General features: G+C 59.0%; 16 protein-coding genes and 1 tRNA gene. 8 read left to right on the top strand and 9 right to left on the bottom strand.

The window, feature by feature from the left end:
* A partial coding sequence (locus tag VJ651_RS12815) for a phosphate acyltransferase (protein WP_324107829.1) occupies nucleotides 1-283 on the top strand: 283 nt, incomplete at its 5' end.
* Nucleotides 284-343: 60 nt separating this feature from the next.
* Here the strand turns inward: VJ651_RS12815 and VJ651_RS12820 are convergent.
* Both VJ651_RS12820 and VJ651_RS12825 read right to left on the bottom strand, forming a co-directional pair.
* Nucleotides 344-1,252 (bottom strand): 5'-nucleotidase, encoded by a 909-nt coding sequence (locus tag VJ651_RS12820; protein ID WP_324107830.1) that lies wholly within the window; start codon nucleotides 1,250-1,252, stop codon nucleotides 344-346.
* 214 nt (nucleotides 1,253-1,466) lie between these two features.
* Nucleotides 1,467-1,553, bottom strand: a tRNA-Leu gene (locus VJ651_RS12825).
* Nucleotides 1,554-1,699: 146 nt separating this feature from the next.
* Between VJ651_RS12825 and VJ651_RS12830 the strand changes: the two genes are divergently transcribed.
* Complete coding sequence (locus VJ651_RS12830; protein WP_324107831.1) at nucleotides 1,700-3,655, top strand: APC family permease; 1,956 nt, start codon at nucleotides 1,700-1,702, stop codon at nucleotides 3,653-3,655.
* 31 nt (nucleotides 3,656-3,686) lie between these two features.
* Here VJ651_RS12830 and VJ651_RS12835 read toward each other — a convergent pair whose 3' ends face one another.
* The 5 genes from VJ651_RS12835 to trxA form a co-directional block, all read right to left on the bottom strand.
* Nucleotides 3,687-4,949, bottom strand: a complete 1,263-nt coding sequence (locus tag VJ651_RS12835) for an MATE family efflux transporter (protein WP_414691344.1) — start codon at nucleotides 4,947-4,949, stop codon at nucleotides 3,687-3,689.
* Nucleotides 4,950-5,059: 110 nt separating this feature from the next.
* Nucleotides 5,060-6,775 carry a glycosyltransferase gene (locus VJ651_RS12840; RefSeq protein ID WP_324107833.1) on the bottom strand — a complete coding sequence of 572 codons (1,716 nt, stop codon included), beginning with the start codon at nucleotides 6,773-6,775 and terminating at the stop codon, nucleotides 5,060-5,062.
* Nucleotides 6,776-7,064: 289 nt separating this feature from the next.
* The gene (locus VJ651_RS12845; protein WP_136418391.1) at nucleotides 7,065-7,331 is read right to left on the bottom strand and encodes a type B 50S ribosomal protein L31; all 267 of its coding nucleotides are present in this window, start codon (nucleotides 7,329-7,331) and stop codon (nucleotides 7,065-7,067) included.
* A 201-nt stretch (nucleotides 7,332-7,532) separates the two neighbouring features.
* Nucleotides 7,533-8,798: a transcription termination factor Rho gene (rho, locus tag VJ651_RS12850; protein WP_136418392.1), complete on the bottom strand. Its 1,266-nt coding sequence runs from the start codon at nucleotides 8,796-8,798 to the stop codon at nucleotides 7,533-7,535.
* A gap of 112 nt (nucleotides 8,799-8,910) precedes the next feature.
* A complete protein-coding gene (trxA, locus tag VJ651_RS12855; RefSeq protein ID WP_324107834.1) occupies nucleotides 8,911-9,237 on the bottom strand; it encodes a thioredoxin TrxA in 327 nt (108 codons plus the stop codon).
* A gap of 313 nt (nucleotides 9,238-9,550) precedes the next feature.
* On the opposite strand from trxA, the gene VJ651_RS12860 reads away from it, so the two are divergent.
* The gene (locus tag VJ651_RS12860) at nucleotides 9,551-12,253 is read left to right on the top strand and encodes a PD-(D/E)XK nuclease family protein (RefSeq protein WP_324107835.1); all 2,703 of its coding nucleotides are present in this window, start codon (nucleotides 9,551-9,553) and stop codon (nucleotides 12,251-12,253) included.
* A complete protein-coding gene (locus VJ651_RS12865) occupies nucleotides 12,253-15,546 on the top strand; it encodes a UvrD-helicase domain-containing protein (protein WP_324107836.1) in 3,294 nt (1,097 codons plus the stop codon). Before VJ651_RS12860 ends, VJ651_RS12865 begins: the two co-directional genes overlap by 1 nt.
* Before the next feature lie 579 nt (nucleotides 15,547-16,125).
* On the opposite strand, the gene VJ651_RS12870 is transcribed toward VJ651_RS12865, so the two are convergent.
* A complete protein-coding gene (locus tag VJ651_RS12870) occupies nucleotides 16,126-16,539 on the bottom strand; it encodes a hypothetical protein (protein ID WP_324107837.1) in 414 nt (137 codons plus the stop codon).
* A 301-nt stretch (nucleotides 16,540-16,840) separates the two neighbouring features.
* Here VJ651_RS12870 and VJ651_RS12875 point away from each other — a divergent pair, with 301 nt between their 5' ends.
* From VJ651_RS12875 to VJ651_RS12890, 4 genes are all read left to right on the top strand, one after another.
* Entirely contained in the window at nucleotides 16,841-17,446 is a 606-nt protein-coding gene (locus VJ651_RS12875) for a hypothetical protein (protein ID WP_324107838.1), read from the top strand.
* Nucleotides 17,447-17,649: 203 nt separating this feature from the next.
* On the top strand, nucleotides 17,650-18,570 hold the full coding sequence (locus VJ651_RS12880) for an ATP-binding protein (RefSeq protein ID WP_324107839.1): 921 nt from the start codon (nucleotides 17,650-17,652) through the stop codon (nucleotides 18,568-18,570).
* Nucleotides 18,567-19,073 carry a siphovirus Gp157 family protein gene (locus VJ651_RS12885; protein WP_324107840.1) on the top strand — a complete coding sequence of 169 codons (507 nt, stop codon included), beginning with the start codon at nucleotides 18,567-18,569 and terminating at the stop codon, nucleotides 19,071-19,073. Before VJ651_RS12880 ends, VJ651_RS12885 begins: the two co-directional genes overlap by 4 nt.
* A gap of 22 nt (nucleotides 19,074-19,095) precedes the next feature.
* A complete protein-coding gene (locus tag VJ651_RS12890) occupies nucleotides 19,096-19,548 on the top strand; it encodes a single-stranded DNA-binding protein (protein WP_324107841.1) in 453 nt (150 codons plus the stop codon).
* Here VJ651_RS12890 and VJ651_RS12895 read toward each other — a convergent pair.
* The gene (locus VJ651_RS12895; RefSeq protein ID WP_324107842.1) at nucleotides 19,545-20,963 is read right to left on the bottom strand and encodes a PLP-dependent aminotransferase family protein; all 1,419 of its coding nucleotides are present in this window, start codon (nucleotides 20,961-20,963) and stop codon (nucleotides 19,545-19,547) included. The genes VJ651_RS12890 and VJ651_RS12895 overlap by 4 nt on opposite strands.
* Nucleotides 20,964-21,099 lie beyond the last annotated feature (136 nt).

A 21,099-nucleotide genomic window follows, 5' to 3' on the forward strand; every position in this document is an offset into this window, starting at 1 on the left:
TGGCGAGATGCACGGTGACACCGCGCTCGACGCGACATTGCTGAAGACGATGATGCCCGACTCGCCGCTCACGCGGGAAGCCAATCTGCTGGTCCTGCCGAACATCGACGCCGCGAATATTTCCTACAACCTGATCAAGACCGCAGCAGGCAACGGCATCGCGATCGGCCCGATCCTGCTCGGCTGCGCCAAGCCGGTGCATGTGCTGACACCGTCGTCCACGGTGCGTCGCATCGTGAACATGGCCGCGCTGTGCGTGATGGATGCGGTGGCGAATCGCTGATTGCGCCGGAAGAACTGTGCTGTTCGCTCCCTCGCATGAGAGGCGAACGGCACATGCCAGCTAGGATATCCGCATGACCGGAACGAGCCCGGTTTGCACCAGCGGCGCAGCTCGGTCGCAATGTCCGGGCTGGTCGTCGAAGAAGATATGGGGCTTGAAGGCCGCCAGTACATCCGACTTGGCGACACCGCCCATGAAGAAGGTTTCGTCGATCGCAACATTCCACGCACGCAAAGTGCGAATCACCCGTTCGTGTGCCGGCGACGAGCGTGCGGTCACTAGGGCAGTGCGAATCGGCGCCGATCTTCCATCGGAAGACTTGAAATTGTTCTGGATATAGGACAACGCTTTCAGCAAGCGTGCAAACGGTCCTTCGGGCAATGGCTTCATTGCATTTTCGCGTTCGTGGTTTTCGAATGCTTCGATGCCTTGCGTCTGAAAAATCCTTTCCGACTCGTCCGAAAAAATCACAGCGTCGCCATCGAAGGCGATGCGAATCTGCTCCAGCTCCTCAAAGGCATTGTCAGGCTTCTGGTAGAGCAGGGCGGACGCCACACCGGAATTGATTGCGGCCTGCACATCGTCTTCATGCAGCGACAGGAACAGGCTGACGTTGAATGCACGCAGATACGGAGACAGCGGCGCACCACCGGAAAGAACTGCGCGCGTGATGTCGAGGTCGTAATGTTTGATTGAATTAAAAATGCGCATGGACGTCTCGGACGAGTTGCGCGACATGATGACGACTTCGACGAAACGCTGGTTGTGGACCAGCACATTCAACTTGAGCAATGCGCGTACCAGTGCAAAGCCTGCACCCAGTTTCAGGATCTCGTTTTCATTTTCGATCTGGTGCTGCCGATAGACATCCAGACCTTGCGTGCGGAAAATTGTTTCTTCCGCTTCCAGGTCGAACAGGGCGCGGGAAGAAATGCCGACGACGAGCAGGTTATCGAGTGAGACGGGCATGAATCACACTGTTTCAGACAGGAGGTTGATTGCGAATGCAGACCAGGAAATGCGCCAAGGATTGTTGTGCCGTCAAAACTTGCTCAGTATAGAACGTTTATGCCGGTCATATTGAATCGAGGTCGAGCGCATTGGAGGGACGCAACGCCGTGAAAAGGGCCGCCCGAAATGAAAAACGCACCGCCGAGGGTGCGCTGATATTGTTGCAGGTCTTTGGTGCCGAGAGCCGGAATCGAACCGGCACGCTGTTTCCAGCGCGGGATTTTGAGTCCCGTGCGTCTACCTATTCCGCCATCTCGGCGACACGCAAGCTAGTATTATCACCTATTTGCAGCGATCGAGCAACACAAGGCGGCGCGATTACATTGTCACACCAGAATCGAAAGGCGTATCATCGCCTACTTCGCTCAGTGAAAACCGCCAAGCACCGGTAATTCAACAACAATAATGAAGCCTGCCAAAATCCGCGAGATTGTCCTCGGCAAAGCACTTGATCCCATGAAAAGCGAGACGCGCCATTCCCTGGCGCTGGTCGCGTTTTTGGCCTGGGTAGGACTGGGCGCCGACGGTTTGTCGTCCTCCGCTTACGGCCCGGAAGAAACCTTCCGCGCCCTGGGTGAGCATAGTCATCTCGGGCTGTACATGGCCTTGGCCACTGCGATTACCGTGTTCATCATTGCGCTTGCCTACAACCAGGTGATCGAACTGTTCCCGACCGGTGGCGGCGGTTATCGCGTTGCAACCCGGTTGGTCGGTCCGTATCTCGGCTTGATTGCCGGATGCGCGCTGATCCTCGACTATGTATTGACGATCTCGATTTCGGTTGCGGCAGGCGTCGAGGCGCTCGCATCGCTTCTGCCGCTCGGGTTCCAACCGTACAAGGTCTGGTCAGAGGCATTTTTCGTCGCGGTGCTGATTATCCTCAATCTGCGCGGTATGAAGGAAGCGATCCGCATTCTCTTGCCGGTCTTCCTCGGCTTTGTCGTCACGCATTTCACGCTGATTGTTTTCGGTATCTTTTCGCACGCGGCGCACTTGCCGGAGTTGGTGCCGAATACCTTGACGGAGACGAAGGCGCTGGCGAGCAACATCGGCTGGATCAGTGTCGCCGGCATGCTGTTGCTTGCCTACTCGCAGGGCGGCGGTACTTATACCGGCCTCGAAGCCGTCTCCAACAACGTCAATATTCTGGCCGAACCTCGCGTGCATACGGGCAAGATGACCATGATCTACATGGCGCTATCACTTGCATTCACCGCGAGCGGCATCATCCTGCTTTACTTGTTGTGGGACGCGAAGCCAGTTGAGGGGCAGACGCTGAATGCTTCGACCTTCCGCGCCATCATCGCGAGTATCGGACTCAGTGATTGGACCAACAACATCGTTCTGACGCTCGTGCTGGCGTTCGAAGCAGGTCTCTTGTTCGTGGCCGCCAATACAGGCTTTCTTGGTGGCCCGGCGGTGCTCTCCAACATGGCGGCCGATTCCTGGGTACCCCATAAATTCCGCTATCTGTCCACGCGCCTTGTGACGCAGAACGGCATCCTGGTGATGGGGATTGCCGCGCTCGCCATTCTGCTCTGGACCGGCGGCAGTGTTACATTGCTGGTCGTTCTGTATTCGGTTTCGGTTTTCCTGACCTTTGCGATTTCGCTGTTCGGCCTGTGCCTGTATTGGTGGCAACACAAGGACCAGCGATACTGGCTGCGCCGCTTCTTGTTATCGCTCATCGGCTTTGTCATCTGCGCAGGCATTCTCCTGGTCCTGCTGGTTGAAAAATTCACCGCCGGCGGCTGGGCTGCAGCCGTGATCATCGGTGCGATTGCCAGCCTGTGCATTTACATTCGCAATCACTACCGCGATACCAAGGAGGCGATTCACTCAGTCGATCAGGTATTTGCGAACCAGCCCTTCGGCTCCCATGTCGGCCCGGTCGAGCCGAATCCTCAGGACCAGACGGCGGTATTCATCGTCGGCTCCTCGCGCGGCGGCGGCTTGCATGCATTGCTCTGGGTGCAGCGCATGTTCCCGGGACATTTCAAGAACTTCATCTTCGTCAATGCCCGCACTGTTGATGCGCATGCCTATGGCGGCGAGGGCGCGGTGGAGCATATGCGCGCCGAAGCGAATGCCACGCTCAAATACTTTGTCGATTTTTGCCATAGCCATGGCATGGCCTCGGCAGCATATCTCGGTTTCGGTACCGATGTCGTGGATGAGGTAACGAAGCTGTGCGAAACGATCAACAAGGAATATCCGAGTTCCATTTTCTTCACCAGCAAACTGGTCTTCGAACACGACAACTGGTTCACCCGACTGCTGCACAACCAGGCGGCCCTCGCCATCCAGCGGCGCCTGCATTTTGAAAGTCTGCAGATGGTGATTCTGCCGATGAAAGTCTGATCAGCAAGCGCACCTCACCGGGATTGCAGTATCAATTATCCTGTTCAATGTTGCGTTGCACTTGTCGCAGATACCAGAGCAGGCCGGCGCCGACAAGTGCCAATGCGGCGCTATTGCCCATCCAGAAGCCGGCTGCGCCCTGCAGCATGCGCGGGCTGATGCCGAACGGGTTCAGGCCCAGCACGTAGCCGCTTCCCAAACCGACACCCCAGAGCGCGACGGCGTACATCAGCGTGGGAATGACGGCGACCTTGTATGCGCGCAGTACGAATGCGGTAGTGACCTGGACCGCGTCGAACAACTGGTAGAAGGCGATGAATACATACAAGGGGAGCGCTGCCGCGATAACGGCTTCGTTCGGTGTATAAGCCCGCACGATCGCGCCCCGTGCCAGCCATACAATGCATCCTATCGTCACCGACAGGACGGCGGCCAGGCGAATGCCGCTGTATCCGATCCGCCGCGCGGAGGACAAATCGCGAGCACCGACCGATTGCGCTACCAATGTTCCTGTCGCGTTGGCGATCGCCAGCGGAATCATGTACAGCACGGTGCCGAAATTGGCGGTGATCTGATGTCCGGCCACGGCAATGTCTCCCAGACGGGCAATGAACAAGGCCATGAAGGTGAATGCGGTCACTTCGATCAGATAACTCAGTCCCATCGGAATGCCGAGCTTGAGCAGTTCGCGCTGCGCAGTCCAAACCGGTCCGACAAGGCCGGTTCCGAATACGCCGAACAGCCGATAGGATGGATTGAAGCGCACGATGAGGCCGCAGATCAGAAACATTACCCAGACGGTGATGCCCGTTGCTACTGCGCATCCTGGCCCGCCCAAGGCCGGGATGCCGAGGCCGCCGAAAATGAACAAGGCGTTGAGCGGTACCTTGAGCGCCAGTGCGCCGATTTGCAAGGCCATCACCATTTTCGGCCGTCCAATAGCCGTATTGAGCGAGGCATAGATACGAAAACCCAAGGTCGCCGGAAGTGCCAGTGCGAGAATGCGCAGATAAAGCGATGCCTTGTCATTCAGCGCGCTGGAAGCATGGGCAAGCGACAGCAAGGGCTGCGGGAATAACAAGACGAGGCAGCCGATCACCGTCAGGAACAGTGCAAGCCAGATCCCTTGCTTGACTTCGGCGCCAATTGCCTCGAAGCGTTGCGCGCCGAACAACTGACCGATTACGGGTGCGAGCGCGGCAAGCACACCATTCAAGCCGACAAAAATGCTGATGTAGATCGACGTACCGACGGCGAGGGCGGCAAGGTCGGTGGCCGAAAAGCGCGAAGTCATCGCAGTGTCGATGACTCCGTTTGCAATGACTGCCAGTTGACCGATCAGAAGCGGCCATGCGAGGGCAGCGATGCGGCGGATAAAGGATGGGCGATGAGCGTCTTGCAACGTCAGTTCACGCGTTGATAGAGGCGGAATCGCTCATCACGGTCGGACGGACGGCGTCCATTCCACAGCAGCCGCCATGCATTGCTGGGCGGGTTCGTTGTTTTGGCATTCGGTTTTCTGCCGTTATTGTCTTGCAACAGCAAGTAATCGCAATGCGCGTTGTCGAACTGTGCGAAGGAAACGTGTCCGAAGTAAGCAAAGGATGCGCGTTGTGCCGGGCCGATGTTGGTATCGATGCAGTACTGGCTTGGAGGAAGCTTCTCGGCAAGTTGCTTCGCCACGCCCGCATAGCTCTTGCCGTAATTGATCCATGGCATCCACAACGTGGTCAACAGCAGCCAGCACAAGATCACGCCCCCGGAGGACAGCACGACCGCGCGCCACAGCACGGAAGGACGGCGCGATACGCGCCAGTGAACCAGGACGAACCAGCCGGCGGTGGCAAGCGCGGCAACCACGCAAGCGATCAGGCTGAACTCGGGCTTGAATCCTGGCGCGAGCTTGAACGCATTTCGCGCCAGTTGCGCCGGCCAGCCGGTTTGTTTGGCGATCCAGCCGAGCCAGATGAAGCCGGCGCACGTCGTCAAGGTCATGACCGAGAACCAGTCCACCGCATTGATCGCGCCGCGCTTCATGGTCGGCAAGCCGAATGCCGCAAGAATCGCCAGCGGCGGCAGCATGGGCAGCAGGATGCTTTCTTCCGAATGGCCGCTGAACAGGATAAGCAAAACGGAAATGCCTAAGAAGCTCAGCGGCAAGGTGATATGCGGCGCCTGGTATTGCCTGCGCCACGCATACACTGCCCATCCGGCGAACGGCCAGGCCGGCCATGCAAACCAGATACCGTTCTTGAAGAGATGCCTGATGTTGTCCCACGACGGCAGGGCGAGCTGCTGGTAGTTCCAGAGCATCCATGCGTCGTAGGGTGAACTGTTGAACGGGCGCACGATGCGGCAGGCGAGAATCCAGGAGCCAGCCACCATGACGGCGATCGGCAGGACGACCGCGCACAGTTTGAGCAGGAGCGAGCGCTCGCGCAGCGATGCCAGTACCAGCAGCCCGGCCCATAACGCAAGCGGAAGGACCCAGCCGCGCGCCAGCACCGACAGACCGAGTGCAAGCCCAAGCAGCGCCGCAGCGCGCCATGTGCGCAGCTCGAACAGGCGAGCGCTTGCGTAGAGCGAGAACGCGACCAGCGATACCTGCAAGGCTTCTGCGCTGGTGCTATGGCTGTGGACCAGCAAGCCGAGGCAGCCGAGATAAATGAGCAAGGCGCCGTCGGCCAGTGTTCGGCCGTAATCGCTGGGTTCCGGCTGACCTCCGAATGCCAGGCGCAGCGGCTGTGCCTCGGGCCGGCGGCCCAGAAGGTAGGTCGTGTACCAGACGGAAAGCGAGCCAAGCAGGAAGAATCCCGCTGTCGCAATGCGAGCCGCCCCCGCGTCGCCCAGCATGCTACCGAACAGCTTGATGCAGACAGCGCCTATCCAGAACGCCAGCGGTCCCTTGTCGGCTGCGGGCAATCCCACGATATGTGGCCACAGCCAGTCGTCGAGGCCGCCGTGCGCCATGGTCCACATGATACCGAACCCGGCGGCGTCATCGGTCTTCCATGGGTCGCGGCCTATGAGGCCAGGAAGTATATAGAGCAGGCAAAGTGCGAACAGGACCCAGCGTGGAAGCGCATTCGTGGCGGCTGCGGGGAGGCGGACTGGCTTCATGTGGGGATGGTTGGCTTGTTCTTTGATGGGGCCTCGAAAAGCATGAGGGCGCGAAAATGTTCAAGAAGAGCCCGAGCAGCTGTCCCGAGCGACTGTCTGATTCCGGATCGGACCGCAAGCTTGCCGAAACAAGGGTCTGATTTTTTCGCGTCTGATGTTTTCTGGACCGCCTTGCTTTTTCTAGGATTTTATTGAGCCCGGCGATATTGTGCCGCAAAAGTCGCCGCAAGACTGCGCGGTAAAACAAAAAAGGCAGCCATGGCTGCCTTTTTGCTCCGTACGGCAGGGATCAGCCCGCAGTCTGGGTCTTGGAACCGCGATTGCCGAACTTCTGGCGGAATTTTTCCACGCGGCCGGCGGTGTCGACGATCTTGTGCTTGCCCGTAAAGAACGGATGCGATTCAGCGGTCACTTCCAGCTTCACCAGCGGATATTCCTTGCCTTCGAAGGTGATCTTTTCTTTGGTCTGGATGGTGGAACGCGTGACGAATTTGAAGTCGTTGGACATGTCCTGGAATACGACTTCGCGATAATCGGGGTGAATGCCTTCTTTCATGTTTTTCCTCTGGAATGTTTTGGTAGCCAACCGGCACTTCGTCGGTCCTGTTGCTTCTTGACCCGATTGCCAATCACTTGCCGGGGGTGAAAACGGGAGATTGTACAATAAAATCATGGGTTTGCGAAGCTGCTTGTGCGAATCGCAAACGAAACGGGCGCCTGCCTGGCAAGCGCCCGTTTTCGCCGCAGGACGGAGCGATCAGCTCCCGCCGCGTCGCATCAGTTCGAAGAACTCGGCGTTGTTCTTGGTCGACTTCATCTTGTCGAGGATGAATTCCATTGCCTCGATCTCGTCCATGCCGTACAGGAGCTTGCGCAGGATCCAGATCTTTTGCAGCTGGTCCGGCTTGATCAGCAACTCCTCGCGGCGGGTACCGGACTTGTTGAGGTTGATTGCCGGGTAGACGCGTTTCTCGGCCAAGCGGCGCTCGAGATGCACTTCCATGTTGCCGGTGCCCTTGAATTCCTCGTAGATCACGTCGTCCATGCGGCTTCCGGTTTCGATCAGCGCGGTCGCGATGATGGTCAGCGAGCCGCCTTCCTCGACGTTGCGCGCCGCACCGAAGAAGCGCTTCGGACGCTGCAGCGCATTGGCATCGACACCGCCGGTCAGCACCTTGCCGGAGGCGGGGATCACGGTGTTGTAGGCACGTGCCAGGCGCGTGATCGAGTCCAGCAGGATCACCACGTCGCGCTTCATTTCGACCAGGCGCTTGGCTTTTTCCAGCACCATTTCGGCGACCTGCACGTGGCGGGTGGCGGGTTCGTCGAAGGTCGAGGCGACCACTTCGCCGCGCACCGAGCGCTGCATTTCGGTCACTTCTTCCGGGCGTTCGTCGATCAGCAGCACGATCAGTACGGTGTCCGGATGATTGGTCGTGATGGCGTGCGCGATATGCTGCAGCATCACGGACTTGCCGGACTTCGGGGATGCCACCAGCAGGCCGCGCTGACCGCGTCCGATTGGCGCGATCATGTCGATGATGCGGCCGGTGATGTTTTCGTCGCCGCGCATTTCCCGCTCAAGGGTCATCACCTTGTTCGGATGCAGCGGTGTCAGATTTTCAAACAGGATGCGATGCTTGGATGCTTCCGGCGCTTCGCCGTTGACCTTGTCCACCTTCACCAATGCAAAGTAGCGCTCGCCGTCCTTCGGAGTGCGGACTTCGCCTTCGATCGAATCGCCGGTATGCAGGTTGAAACGGCGGATTTGCGAAGGCGAGATGTAGATGTCGTCGGTGGACGCCATGTAGCTGGCGTCTGGCGAGCGCAGGAAGCCGAAGCCGTCGGGCAGGACTTCGAGTGCGCCGTCGCCGAAAATCTGTTCGCCTGCCTTCGCGCGCTTCTTCAGGATTGCGAACATCAATTCCTGTTTGCGCAGGCGGGCCGCGTTGTCGATTTCAAGTCCGATCGCCATTTCCAGCAAGGCAGAGACGTGGAGCTGCTTAAGTTCAGATAAATGCATAGTGAGTGTCCCGAGATGGGAAAAGTCAGGTGGGGGAGGGAACTGCGAGGATGATCAAACGGATAAAGTTAAAACGCGAAACAGGCGGTGCGGACGCACCGCCTCGTCGGCGTCAGATATTGCTGTCGATGAAGGACGTCAGCTGTCCTTTTGCCATTGCGCCGACTTTCTGTGCGGCGGGCACGCCGTTCTTGAACAGGATCAGCGTCGGAATGCCGCGGATGCCGAACTTGGCCGGAACCGCCTGATTGGCGTCGACGTCCATTTTCGCGATCTGCAGCTTGCCGTCGTATTCTTTTGCCACTTCCTCGAGGATCGGGGCGATCATCTTGCAGGGGCCGCACCATTCGGCCCAGAAGTCGACCAGTACCGGCCTGTCGGATTTCAGAACGTCCGAATCGAAGGACGCATCAGTGATGTGTTTAATGTTTTCGCTCATGGTTTCCTCGATGTGAGGGTCTCTAAGATGTCAATTTTTGCGCCTGCACGCCTGCCAATCTTACTCAATTTCCGTGAACAGCGTGTACGGGGTGTTAACAAGCAAGTGGAGACGTCATGCACGGATTCAAGGATATTGAAGGGTGCTGCAAGACGTAATGCGGCGGGGTGTTGGGTAAATCATAACCGATTTTTACGAAAAGTGTAGGGACGCGTCTTAATTTTTGAGCGGCTCGCATAAAATGGCGAACACATTCGGGCGCATTGCTTGCGCTACCGTGTCATCGCCCGGCCCAAACTCTTAGCGAACCTTCATGCTGCTGCGCCCTTTGCTGATTCCGCCGTCCGCCGATTTCTGGTCCGCGCTTGCGCACTCCTTGCTGCAGAACGGACCCTTGGCCGACGCCGATCCGCAATTGCGCGACTTATCGGGCGTACGGGTCGTGGTCCCGGGATTCGCACATGCCCAACACTTGAAAGCGGCCCTGGCGGCATGCCTTGGCAGGCCTTTCATTCCGCCGCGGATCACCACCATGTCCGCCTGGCTTTCCATGCTGCCGCCGGAAGAGCACGAGGCCGTCGCGACGCCCGGTAGCGAGCGCATGATGCTGCTGTATGCCGAACTGCGGCAGCACGCGTGGCTGAAAAAGCTGTTCTCAGCGAGACGCAATACTGATCTGCTGCCCTTGGCGCAGATGCTGCTGACGCTGTTCGACGAATTGACGACCGCCTTGCTTCCTTCCATGCAACTGTCGCCCGATGCTGCCGAGGAGCGATGGCATGCAGCGCTGGAACAATTGCCGCTGCCCGCCCGCAACATCCTGTCGGACGAGGCGCAATTAGTGTGGTCATTGTGGAAAAGCCAACTCGACAGCAGCGATGCGACCGCAGTCTGCTTTGCCCGCATGATGCGCTTGGCCGCCGACGCCGACGCTCCCTTGATATGGATCAACTCCGAAGCGCCGGACAGCCTGCAAACGGCTTTCCTGAAAGCTTACGGGGATAAACAAACACTATTGCCCGTCCTGCCGGACTGGCGCGCCAACGCAGTTGCAAGCATGTTTGCGCGTGCCTGGCCGGAGATATTGGACGAAGACGGCCGCGATTCGTTCCTCGCGCTCGGCGCGGGTGAAATCGTGACGCCGCGAGGGCTGGCGCTGTCGGAAGCCGGCAGCCTGGAAGAGGAGGCGCGATGCGGCGCACAAGCGGTGATCAACTGGCTGCAAGCAGGCAAGAGCCGCATTGCGATCATTGCCCAGGACCGCGTGGTCGCGCGTCGGATCCGTGCCTTGCTGGAGCGCGCGCATGTTTTCGTCGCGGATGAAACGGGATGGAAGCTGTCCACGACGCGGACCGCTGCGGCAATTGCGGCTTTGCTCGATGTCGTCAGCACGCGGGCGGAAACCGTCACGCTGCTCGATTTGCTGAAGTCGCCTTTCCTGTTTCCCGACATGGCGGACAAGGCCGCGCGCGTGATGGAGATCGAACACGCCGTGCGACGTTTCAACGTGCTGGGCGGCTGGGATGCGGTGCTATCCGCATTGAGGGATGCGCCGCAGGCAAGGGAACTGCTGCAGCGGATTGCCGAGCAGGCCAGCCTGTTCAGCGGACGAAGGACGCTTGGCGAATGGGGCGAGGTGACCAGCGCTGCGCTCGAATCGCTGGGCATGCGCGACGCGCTGGCGGCCGATGCGGCCGGCTCCCAGGTGATTGCGCTGCTTGACATGCTGATGCAGGACTGTCAGGCAGTGACACATTCGTTCTCGTTCTCGGAATGGCGCGCCTTTCTCAGCCTGCAGCTTGAATCGACGCCTTTCGTGTCAATCGAATCCGACCGGCGTGTCGTGATGCTGCATCTGAACGGCGCCCGGCTTCGAAACTTCGATGCGGTGCTGATGGTCGGTGCGGATGCCGACCATTTGCCCTCGGATTCGCAGGAAACCCTGTTTTTTGCCAATGCGGTGCGACGCGAACTTGGACTGGCGACGCGCGAGGTGCGGCAGCGCACGCAGTTGCGCGATTTCGCCGAGTTGTTAAGTGCCGCTCCTGAAGTGGTGTTGTCGTGGCAGTCGCAAAAGAACGGCGAGCCGAATGCGATCAGTAGCTGGATAGAGCGACTGCAACTGACGCTGGAGCGCGCTGGCGCAGACAAACCGCCGATGCATCGTGCCGAGATCGCGTCGCAAGAGCTGCGTTCCATGCCGCCCGTCATGCCTGCGCCGGTCGCACCGCAGCTATTGCCGCGCAAGCTGTCCGCCAGCGGCTATAACAGTCTTGTGGCCTGCCCCTATCAGTTTTTCGCGACGCGCATGCTCGGTTTGAACGGGCTCGACGAATTGTCCGACATGCCGGAAAAGCGCGACTATGGTGATTGGCTGCATGCGATCTTGAAAACCTATCATGAAAGTGTGCGCGACCTGGACGTCGCTCCTGCCGAGCGCGAGAGCCTGCTGCGCGAAATCACGGAAAAAGTCTTTGCCGAAGCGCTTTCGCAGAGTGCGGCCGCGTTGGGCTACTACGCGCGATGGCAGAAAGTGATTCCCGCATATCTTGCCTGGGCCAAAGAAAGGGAAGACCAGGGCTGGCGCTTCGTCGCAGGGGAAAAACGCTTCGACAAGATTCTGTCCTGGGACGGAGGACAGGTCACATTGCACGGCTATATCGACCGCATCGATGAAAACGACGATGGCGAGCGTGCCGTGCTCGACTACAAGACCAAGCCGCTGCAGATCCTGCGCGACAAGATAAAGGAAGCGGAGGACCATCAGTTGGCCTTCTATGGCATCTTGTCGGACGTGCCGGTATCCGCCGCGCATTTCGTCGCGTTGGAAATCACCAAGGACAAGACCGGCGATGCGGAGGCGAAGAACTACACCGATTGGCAACAAATGCTGGAGATGCAGATTGCCGCGAGCATCGGCGCGATTGCGCAGGGAGCGCCCTTGGCCGCATACGGCATCGAGCGTGTGTGCGTGTACTGCGAAGTGCGCGGGTTGTGCCGCAAGGGAGCGTGGTGATGCGCACGCAGACCGGTTCTCCACGCGCCTATGAAGCGAACGGTCAGGCGGTCGATGCGATGCAATTTACGCGGATTGCGTGCAACCCTGCGCGTTCTGTTGTGGTGGAGGCTTGCGCCGGCAGCGGAAAGACATGGCTGCTGGTGGCGCGCATGCTGCGCCTGCTGCTGGCCGGAGCCGAGCCGTCGGAGCTGCTTGCGATCACCTTTACCCGGAAGGCCGCGCAGGAAATGCGCGAGCGGCTCTTGCAGTTGCTGCATGAACTCGCGCTGCAACCGGAGCACGCGGTACGCGACCTGTTATTGGAGCGCGGCATCGATGAGGCGGACCTGCCGCGCGTGCTGCCTGCTGCGCGCACCTTGTACGAGCGCGTGCTCGCGAGTCCGCAGAGCCTTTCGATAGACACCTTCCACAGCTGGTTCGCCCGCTTGGTTCAGATTGCTCCGCTAGCGTCCGGCGTGCCTCATGGCTATACGCTGACCGAGGCGACCGGCGAGCTGCTGATGGACGCGTACAGCCGATTCATGCAAGCGCTGAACGCGGACGATCAACGTGATGTGCGGCAGGCGCTGATGTCGCTGTACGAAATGGTCGGCGACTGGAACGCCAGGCGTTTGCTTGACGCGTTCGTCGACAAGCGCGCTGAATGGTGGGCGATTACCCAGGACGGCCAGCACGTGCCGCTGGAATGGCTGCGTGAACTGTGCGGCGACGATGGCATCGCCGATGCAAGGCTGTCGCTATGGAATGACAGGAAACTGCAAGCACGCGTCAGCAAGCTTGCATCGCTGCTTGGCCGCGGCACGGCGGTCAACCAGAAGCGCGCCACGGCGATCGAGAAGGCATTGAGCGCTGGCGCGAGCATCGAGGCCTTCGATGCGCTTTGTCACGAGTTCTTCGGTAGCGATGGCGACGCGCGCAAGAATCAAAAGACCAAGGACCTCACCAAGGCGCTGGAACAAGCGCTGGGAAGCGACGGCTGCAATGTCTTCGATGCGGAATTTGAAGCGATCGGCGAGGAGCTCAAACAGCTCCGCAAACGCAGCTTCGAGTGCCAGGTCCTGGCGCTGAATGAAGCGCTGTTCGCTGCGGGAAATGCTTATCTGGCCCATTACCAGGCGGTCAAGGCCGAGCAGCGCGTGTTCGATTTCGGCGATCTGGAATGGCATGCCTATCGCTTGCTGACCGACGAAGGCCATGCCGCCTATCTGCAGAGCCGCCTCGACTCGCGCTACCGGCATATCCTTCTGGACGAGTTTCAGGATACCAATCCGCTGCAATGGAGCATCGTACGGGCTTGGCTGGCCGCTTACGGCGACGATGCGCAAAAGCCGAGCGTGTTCGTCGTGGGCGACCCCAAACAGTCGATCTACCGCTTTCGTCGCGCCGAGCCGCGGGTTTTCATCGCCGCACGCGATATGCTTGCGCAGCTTGGCGCGGATGTATTGCGCACCAACCAGACGCGCCGCAATGCCGCTTCCATTATCGAAGTGCTCAATGCGAGTTTCACCGCCAATCCGATTTTCTCGCCGCAGACGACACTTGGCGCGCCAGGTGGCATGGTGTGGCGTCTGCCCCTGATCCGGGCTGCGGAGAATGAAGAGGCTGCGGCCACGGCCTTCTCATTGCGTGATCCGCTAAGTACACCGCGACCCGAAGAAGAAGACGAACGCCGCGTGGAAGAAGGGCGCGCAGTGGCACGTGCCATCGTCAATGCGATGCGAGAGTTGACGGCAAAGGGGGCGCCGGCGAAATGGTCCGACGTGATGCTGCTGGTGAAGAAGCGGTCCTATCTGACCGCCTATGAAAGTGCGTTACGCGAAGCAGGCATTCCGTTTGTCTCGGGCAAGCGCGGTGGTTTGCTGGAGTCGCTGGAAGTGGCGGACCTGATTGCGCTCTTGAGTTTTCTGATCACGCCGGGTGACAACCGTGCGCTTGCGCATGTGCTGAAATCACCGGTGTTCGGAGCGAGCGATGATGATCTGATTGCACTCGCCCAGCGCAGCGAGCCTGCGTGGTGGGAGCGCATGCAGGCTGCGGCCGACGCATCGCCGGCCATCCGGCGCGCCGTTCAGTTGCTGCGGCAATGGCTTGACGCAGCACCGCGCCTGCCGGTGCATGACCTGATCGACGTGATACTTCATCAGGGAGAACTGGTTGCGCGTTACGCACAGGCCGCCCAGCCGGTGGTCCGTGCCCAGGTGCTTGGCAATATCGAGGCGTTCACCGAACTGGCGCTGAACCTGGATTCCGGTCGCTATCCGAGCCTGCCGAAATTCATCGATGCATTGCGCTTGCTGAAGAAGGGTGCCGAAAGCGAGGCGCCGGATGAAGCGGCCGTCGACGCCGCGGTGGACGCCGTTCGCATTCTGACCATTCACAGCGCAAAGGGTCTGGAAGCACCGATCGTCGTCATGGTCGATACCAATCACAGCGAGCCTGCGCGCGACGACTGCGGCATTCTGTGCGACTGGCCGCAGGATGCGGACGCGCCGACGCATTTTTCCTGCTTCGGCCGCAGGCAGGAACGCGGCGCCGCGCGCGATGCCCTGTTTGCGGCGGAAGAAGCATTCAAGCAGCAGGAGGACTGGAACCTCTTGTATGTCGGCATCACCCGCGCGAAACATATCCTGATCGTCAGTGGCGTGGCAGGTGCCCGTGGCACGCTGGAGGACGGAGTGATGGAGGGCAGCTGGTATCACCGCCTGCAGAATGTGCCGACGACCGTGTTCGAAGCGGAAGTCGAACTGGCTTCGGATGGCGTCGCCGGCAATGCAGAATTCAGCATTCCTGTTTTCAATCCGCCGCTTCTTGGCGAGCGCAAGGAGGCTGCCGCGCCGCAAAGCATCGCGATTGATGAAGGCATCGCCTTGCACGCCTTGCTCGAACGATTGACGAACCTCTCGAAGTGGCCGATTTGCGTACCTGACGCGATACAAATTGCGCGCTGGCTGCGCTGCACATTGGCAATGGCGATCACGGTGCGCGAGCACGCCGTGCAAGTCTTGTCGCGGCCCGATCTGGAGCGCTTCTTCAATCCGACGCACTTTCATTTTGCCCGTAATGAGATGGAGGTGATGGCCGGGGATGAATTGTTGCGTTTTGACCGCGCCGTCGTTTGTTATGACGAAGTGTGGATCCTCGACTACAAGCGCGACCTGCTCGACAGCGAACGCACTCTTTATCGCCAGCAGTTATCGCGTTATCGGCTCGCTGCGACACAAGTCTTTCCGGGGAAGACGCTGAGGACGGCCTTGATTACTGCGGATGGAAAACTCTGGGAAATGGAGTGATGCTGGTGAGGACTGCGGGGCGGCCGTCCAGGTGAATTCTTTGTCGCAATGACTATCCGCAAGCCACACATTGTTCAAGCAGGCGAGCATGAAAAATGCCATGGAGACATGGCTTTTTTCATATTTGAAGAACGCTCTGTTTGGTAGCGTAAAGTCTTGAAAAAACAAGAATCATCACTACCTGTGGTTAAGCATTTGCGCTCCCGAATGCCGCGACACTCTTTCTTATTTCTCTTGATAAACAAGACGTTGCAAAGCGTGCGTGGGGGTTCGTTGAACAAAAAATCGATTGCAACGATTTTTTAAAAAAGCTACCAAATAGGTATTGAAATTGTGGTGCGGTTTGTTTAGTATTCACTGTGCTTATATACAGTATTTGAGTTTGCTTACGCTAGACTTCATCCGCGCTGACTATCCCGCCGCTAGTTCGCCTGCTGATTTTTCCCGGACTAAAACAGACCTGAGTCGCCCGGAATGCGGGGAGTGTCCATGCGGGATTGCTGATGTGGCAGGAAATGGATCGTGGCCGTATTTTCGCGAAGAAGGATGCCCGAAGATGCCCTATGCGTGAAATTCGCTTCAGTCGATGCTTCGCTCGCGATATTTTGCCTGCTGTCGCTTTGGTGTCTGAAGACGCTGGCGCAGCAAATCGATCATCATTTCGCGCGCTTCCGTCGGCTGGGAGCGGAATAGCGTGAGGGCCGTTTCGACGAACAGTTTCTCTTTTTCATCGACAGGCATGTGGAGTGTGTCGTGCTCGCGATCCATCCAGCCATGCGGCAACTTCAATTGCTCCTCGATGGAGCGGGCGATGTTGCTCCCGATGTTCTTGCGGTTGCATTTGATATGGCTGAGATAGCGGTCTGACAAATTCAACCTGTTCGCAAACAGCTTGAGCATGCCGCGTTGCGGAAGATCGGGGTGCTGATCGATGAAATCGGCAAACAGTTTTTGAAAGTTCTTGTGTCTGATTTTTGCGCTGTCCATCGTCATATCGAATATTCCTTTGGTCGCAGCGTGATGTTTCGAGACCGGCGTGCGCTGCATTTGCCTGAGCTGCTTGCCGCAAAACAGTGTAACTCAGGAAGTCGATTTTTTGTTGATCTAATACAACCAAATAGGAAGCATTTTTGCGTTGCATTGCGTTTTGCTCAAGCCTGGATAACCAGGCGCAACAATGCCTTGGTCAAACATTCATGCCGCCAAGTATGCATGCGAGGCAATCGTAATGCCGACGGCTGATGGCCGGATTTTTATGGGAAAGAAGGAAATGCATTACCCACGATGGACAAACATGGACACGTACGCCACCGGTACGTGCGACGCGCCAAGCCGGCTGCTGGTCGAAGCGATTGCACTGACCGCAGAGGTCTGCGGCCAGGCATTGTCTCCCGCCGCAGCCGAATTGTTGGCCGGCGATCTGAGCGATTTCGATGAAGCGGCGGTACTGGCTGCCTTGTCGCGCTGCCGGAAGGAGCTGCAGGGACCCATGAAGATTTCGGACATTCTCGCGCGCATCGACGATGGAAGGCCGGATGCGGATGAGGCATGGTCGATGATGCCGAGAAGCGAGCTGAATTCGGTGGTCTGGACGGATGAAATGGCCCAGGCATGGGGCATTGCACTGCAATTGCTGAATGCGGGCGATGTCGGCGGTGCGCGCATGGCGTTTCGCGACACCTATGCGAAAGCGGTGCTCGCTGCGCGACTGCGCCATGTACCGCCGCACTGGGTGCCGTCGCTGGGCAGCGATGTCGCTGGTCGCAGGCGCGTGCTGCTGGAGGCGGTGGAGAAGCGGCGCTTGTCCGCTGCGCATGTCGAGCAACTGCTTCCGGAAGCCACTGTCACGACGGAGGCCAAAGAGATCATCGCACGTCTGGAAATCAAGAGCCTGCACTGAGCTGAGCGATGCGAAGGCGAAGAGAGTCAGTGCGTTTTTTAAAGCTACCTTATTGGTCGCAGGAAAGATAAATCGAATCGATTCGCCGAGGATAAGGAATGGATTGCCACGCTGATGTTGATGACGGCGGACTGCAGTGGTATGCGCAACTTGGCCGTCTTGAGCAGTTTGAAAACGAGGACAAGGAAAGGAAGCGACTTATCATGAGTACATTTGAAATTCATCGTGCGACGAAACGCCGGGCCAAGCTGCGTCTTGGCATGTCGGGGCCCGCGGGAAGCGGCAAAACCTATTCCGCATTGCTGATCGCCGGCGGCCTGGGTGGCCGCATCGGCATGATCGATACTGAACACGGAAGCGGTGACCTGTACGCCGATCTGCTGCCGGAAGGCTACGACGTGCTGTCGTTGACGCCGCCGTACACGCCCAGCCGGTATATTGAAGCGATCCATGCGCTTGAGGACGCCGGCGTCTCGACGATCATCGTCGACAGTCTGACGCACGCATGGAGTGGCGAAGGTGGTTCGCTCGACCGTCAGGGCAAGATCGCCGACAAGTCAGGCAATAGCTGGCAGGCATGGCGGCAAGTGACGCCGGAGCATAACGCGCTGGTCGAGGCCTTGCTGCAAAGCCCTTGCCACATCATCGCGACCATGCGCGCAAAGACGGAATACGTGCAGGAGAAGGATGAGCGGACCGGCAAGCAGGTGGTGCGCAAGATCGGTCTGGCGCCGATCATGCGCGACGGTATCGAATACGAATTCACCACCTTCTTCGAACTCGACGTGCAGCACATGGCCTACGTCGGCAAGGATCGCACACGCTTGTTCGACAACATGATCTTTCGTCCTGAAACCGAGACCGGCCGTCAGCTTCTTGGCTGGCTGGATTCCGGCCAGGATTTCCCGATCCTGCGCAAGACGATGCCCGCCGATCAAAAGGATGAGCTGATCGAATCCATCGACCATGCGCGTTCGCTGGATGAGCTGTTCAAGGCCTTCTCCACCGCCTATCGCGCCGCTAACGCCTTGTCCGATTCGGCTGCGTTGTCCGAACTGACCCAGGCAAAGGACAGGCGCAAGGCCGAGCTGGAAGAACATGAGGAAATGGGAGAGCCAGCATGAACCCGGTGTTTGAAGCCTTCGAACTCGCCGCGCAGTACAGGCAGCTTGCCGAGTTGCTGGCCGATCGGCATGACGATGAGCAGGTGATCGCGGACACGCTGGACAGCATTTCCGGACCGCTCGACGAGCAGCTTGAGAACCTGGCAAAAATGGTGCGCAACATCGAGTCCGCCGATCGTGGCGTGCAAGAAACCATTGTCGGCCTCGAAGCGCGGCATGCGGCCTTGCAGCGCGCTGCGGAGCGTGGTCGCAAACTGATTCTCGATGTCATGCGGATGGCGCAGCGTGAGCGGGCAACGACCGCGCTGTTCTCGATCGCGATCAAGAAGAATCCGCCGGTGGTGGTCGTCGATTCCCCATCGGAATTGCCGCCGACCTACCTGACCTATCATGAACCTCCGCCGCCGACGCCCAACAAGAAGGCAATCGCGGCGGCGCTGAAGGCCGGCATGCCGGTGCCGGGTGCTCATTGCGAACAGGGCGTACGGCTCGAAATTCATTAGATCAATCCACATGGAGATTGCCATGGCTACACTGAACAAGGTGACTCTGATCGGCTATCTCGGGCATGACCCCGAAATGCGCACGACGATGAACGGCGACGCGGTGGCGCACCTTGCGCTCGCCACCACCGAAACATGGAAGGACAAGGCCAGCGGCGAAAAGAAACAGGCGACGGAATGGCATCGCATCGTGCTGTATCGGAAGCTCGCCGAAATCGCCGGCCAGTACCTGAAAAAAGGATCGCACGTCTATGTCGAAGGGCGCTTGCAGACGCGAAAATGGACCGGCAAGGATGACGTGGATCGTTACGTGACGGAGATCATCGCGGACGACATGCGCATGCTTGGCCCGCGGCCTTCCAGCCATGAGTCCGACGATGAAGCACATGCCGACGGCAAGACGTCCGCAAGCTCGCAACCGGAGCGGCCGCAGCCTGCGCGCTACGAATACGAGGATGACGCGATCCCGTTCTAAAGCTTGCGGAAAAACTCGATCAGTTCCGGTGCATCGGAATAGGCGACGTTAAAGCGAAACCAGGGATAGGCGGGTTCGGACAGTTGAAAGAACTCGCCCGGCGCCAGCCAGATGCCTTTTTGCAGCGCCCGGTCTGCAATCTCCCTGGCGCTCATGTCGGTGCGATCTAGCCTGGCCCAATAGAACATGCCGCCGCGCGGCGCAGCAAACGGGGTCAGGCCGACTTTTTCCAGCCTGGCGCTGATATGTGCCTGCGAGCTCATCAGCGACGCCGACAGACGCTCCACATGCTTGCGGTGATGCCCTTCGGTCAGCACGGTATGCACCAGCCGTTCGGTGAGTTCGGAACTGGTCAGCGTCAGAGCCATCTTGGTGCGTGCCAGCTCGCGCGCAAGTTCAGGCCGGCATGCGGCAAATCCCATGCGCAGCGAAGGTGCGATGGTCTTCGAGAATCCGCCGACATAAATCACGCGCTGCAGACCGTCCAGCGCAGCCAGCATGGGATCGGTCGGCTGCGCCAGCTCGCGGTACAAGTCGTCTTCCACTACCCAGAAATTGTGCCGTTCGGCGATCTGCAGCACGCGCATCGCGCATGCCGGCGTGTAAGAGGTGCCGGTTGGATTTTGCAGGATGGGGTTGGTGAAAAAAAGCTTCGGCCGATGTTCGCGCGCCAGCCGCTCCAGTGCGTCGATATCGACGCCCGTCGGCAGGCGCGGAACGCCGATCACGTTCACGTCCGCCAGCCGCAGTATCGCCAGCAGATTGCAATAACCCGGGTCTTCCATCAGCACCGTATCGCCGCGCTTGATCATGGTGCGCACGATCAGGTCGAGTGCCTGCGTCGCACCGTGCGTCGTGACAACCTGATCGAGCGACACCTCCATCGCCCAGCGGCCAAGAAACTGCGCAATGCTTTGCCGCAGCGGCACATAACCATAGGGATGGCCGTACCCGACCTGCTGCGTGGCCGAGGCGCGTACCGCCCGTCGTTCGGCCAGGTGCAAACCTTCGGCGTCCAGCAACTTGTTCGGCAGCCAGCCGCAGCCGGCCTTGATCGGCACCCGATCGTCGGCGAATACTTCCGACAGCAGCCAGGCGGAATCGATCATCGGATTGGAGGGAATGACCGGCCGCCCGGCGTTTCGTGCGGCATCGCGTTGCTGGACGAAGAAGCCGGCGCCGCGCCGGGCCAGGACGAGCCCGGTGGCGACCAGGCGTTCATAGGCTTCGACGGTCGTGGAAACGCTGATGCCCTGCGCGGAGGCAAACTGGCGAACAGAAGGCAGACGCTCCCCGGTGCGCAGTTGGCCGCTGTCGATCATTCGCGCGAGCGCAGCAGACACCTGATCGACGAGGCCGAGCTCGGAATCGGCATCCAGCGACAGGTTGAAGTTGTCGGGGCGTTGTCGCGCCATGATTGCTTTTCAATGCACTGTGAACAATACAGTACTCATGAATGAGCAGTACAGTTTGTCGGGTAAATGTGAAGTGTATCTAACAATGCCGATTGTAGCTGCAATAATGATCTGCACAACCAACTCACTCAATTAC

This window comes from Noviherbaspirillum sp. (assembly GCF_035254865.1).
In the GTDB taxonomy this organism is placed as follows: Bacteria; Pseudomonadota; Gammaproteobacteria; order Burkholderiales; family Burkholderiaceae_D; genus Noviherbaspirillum.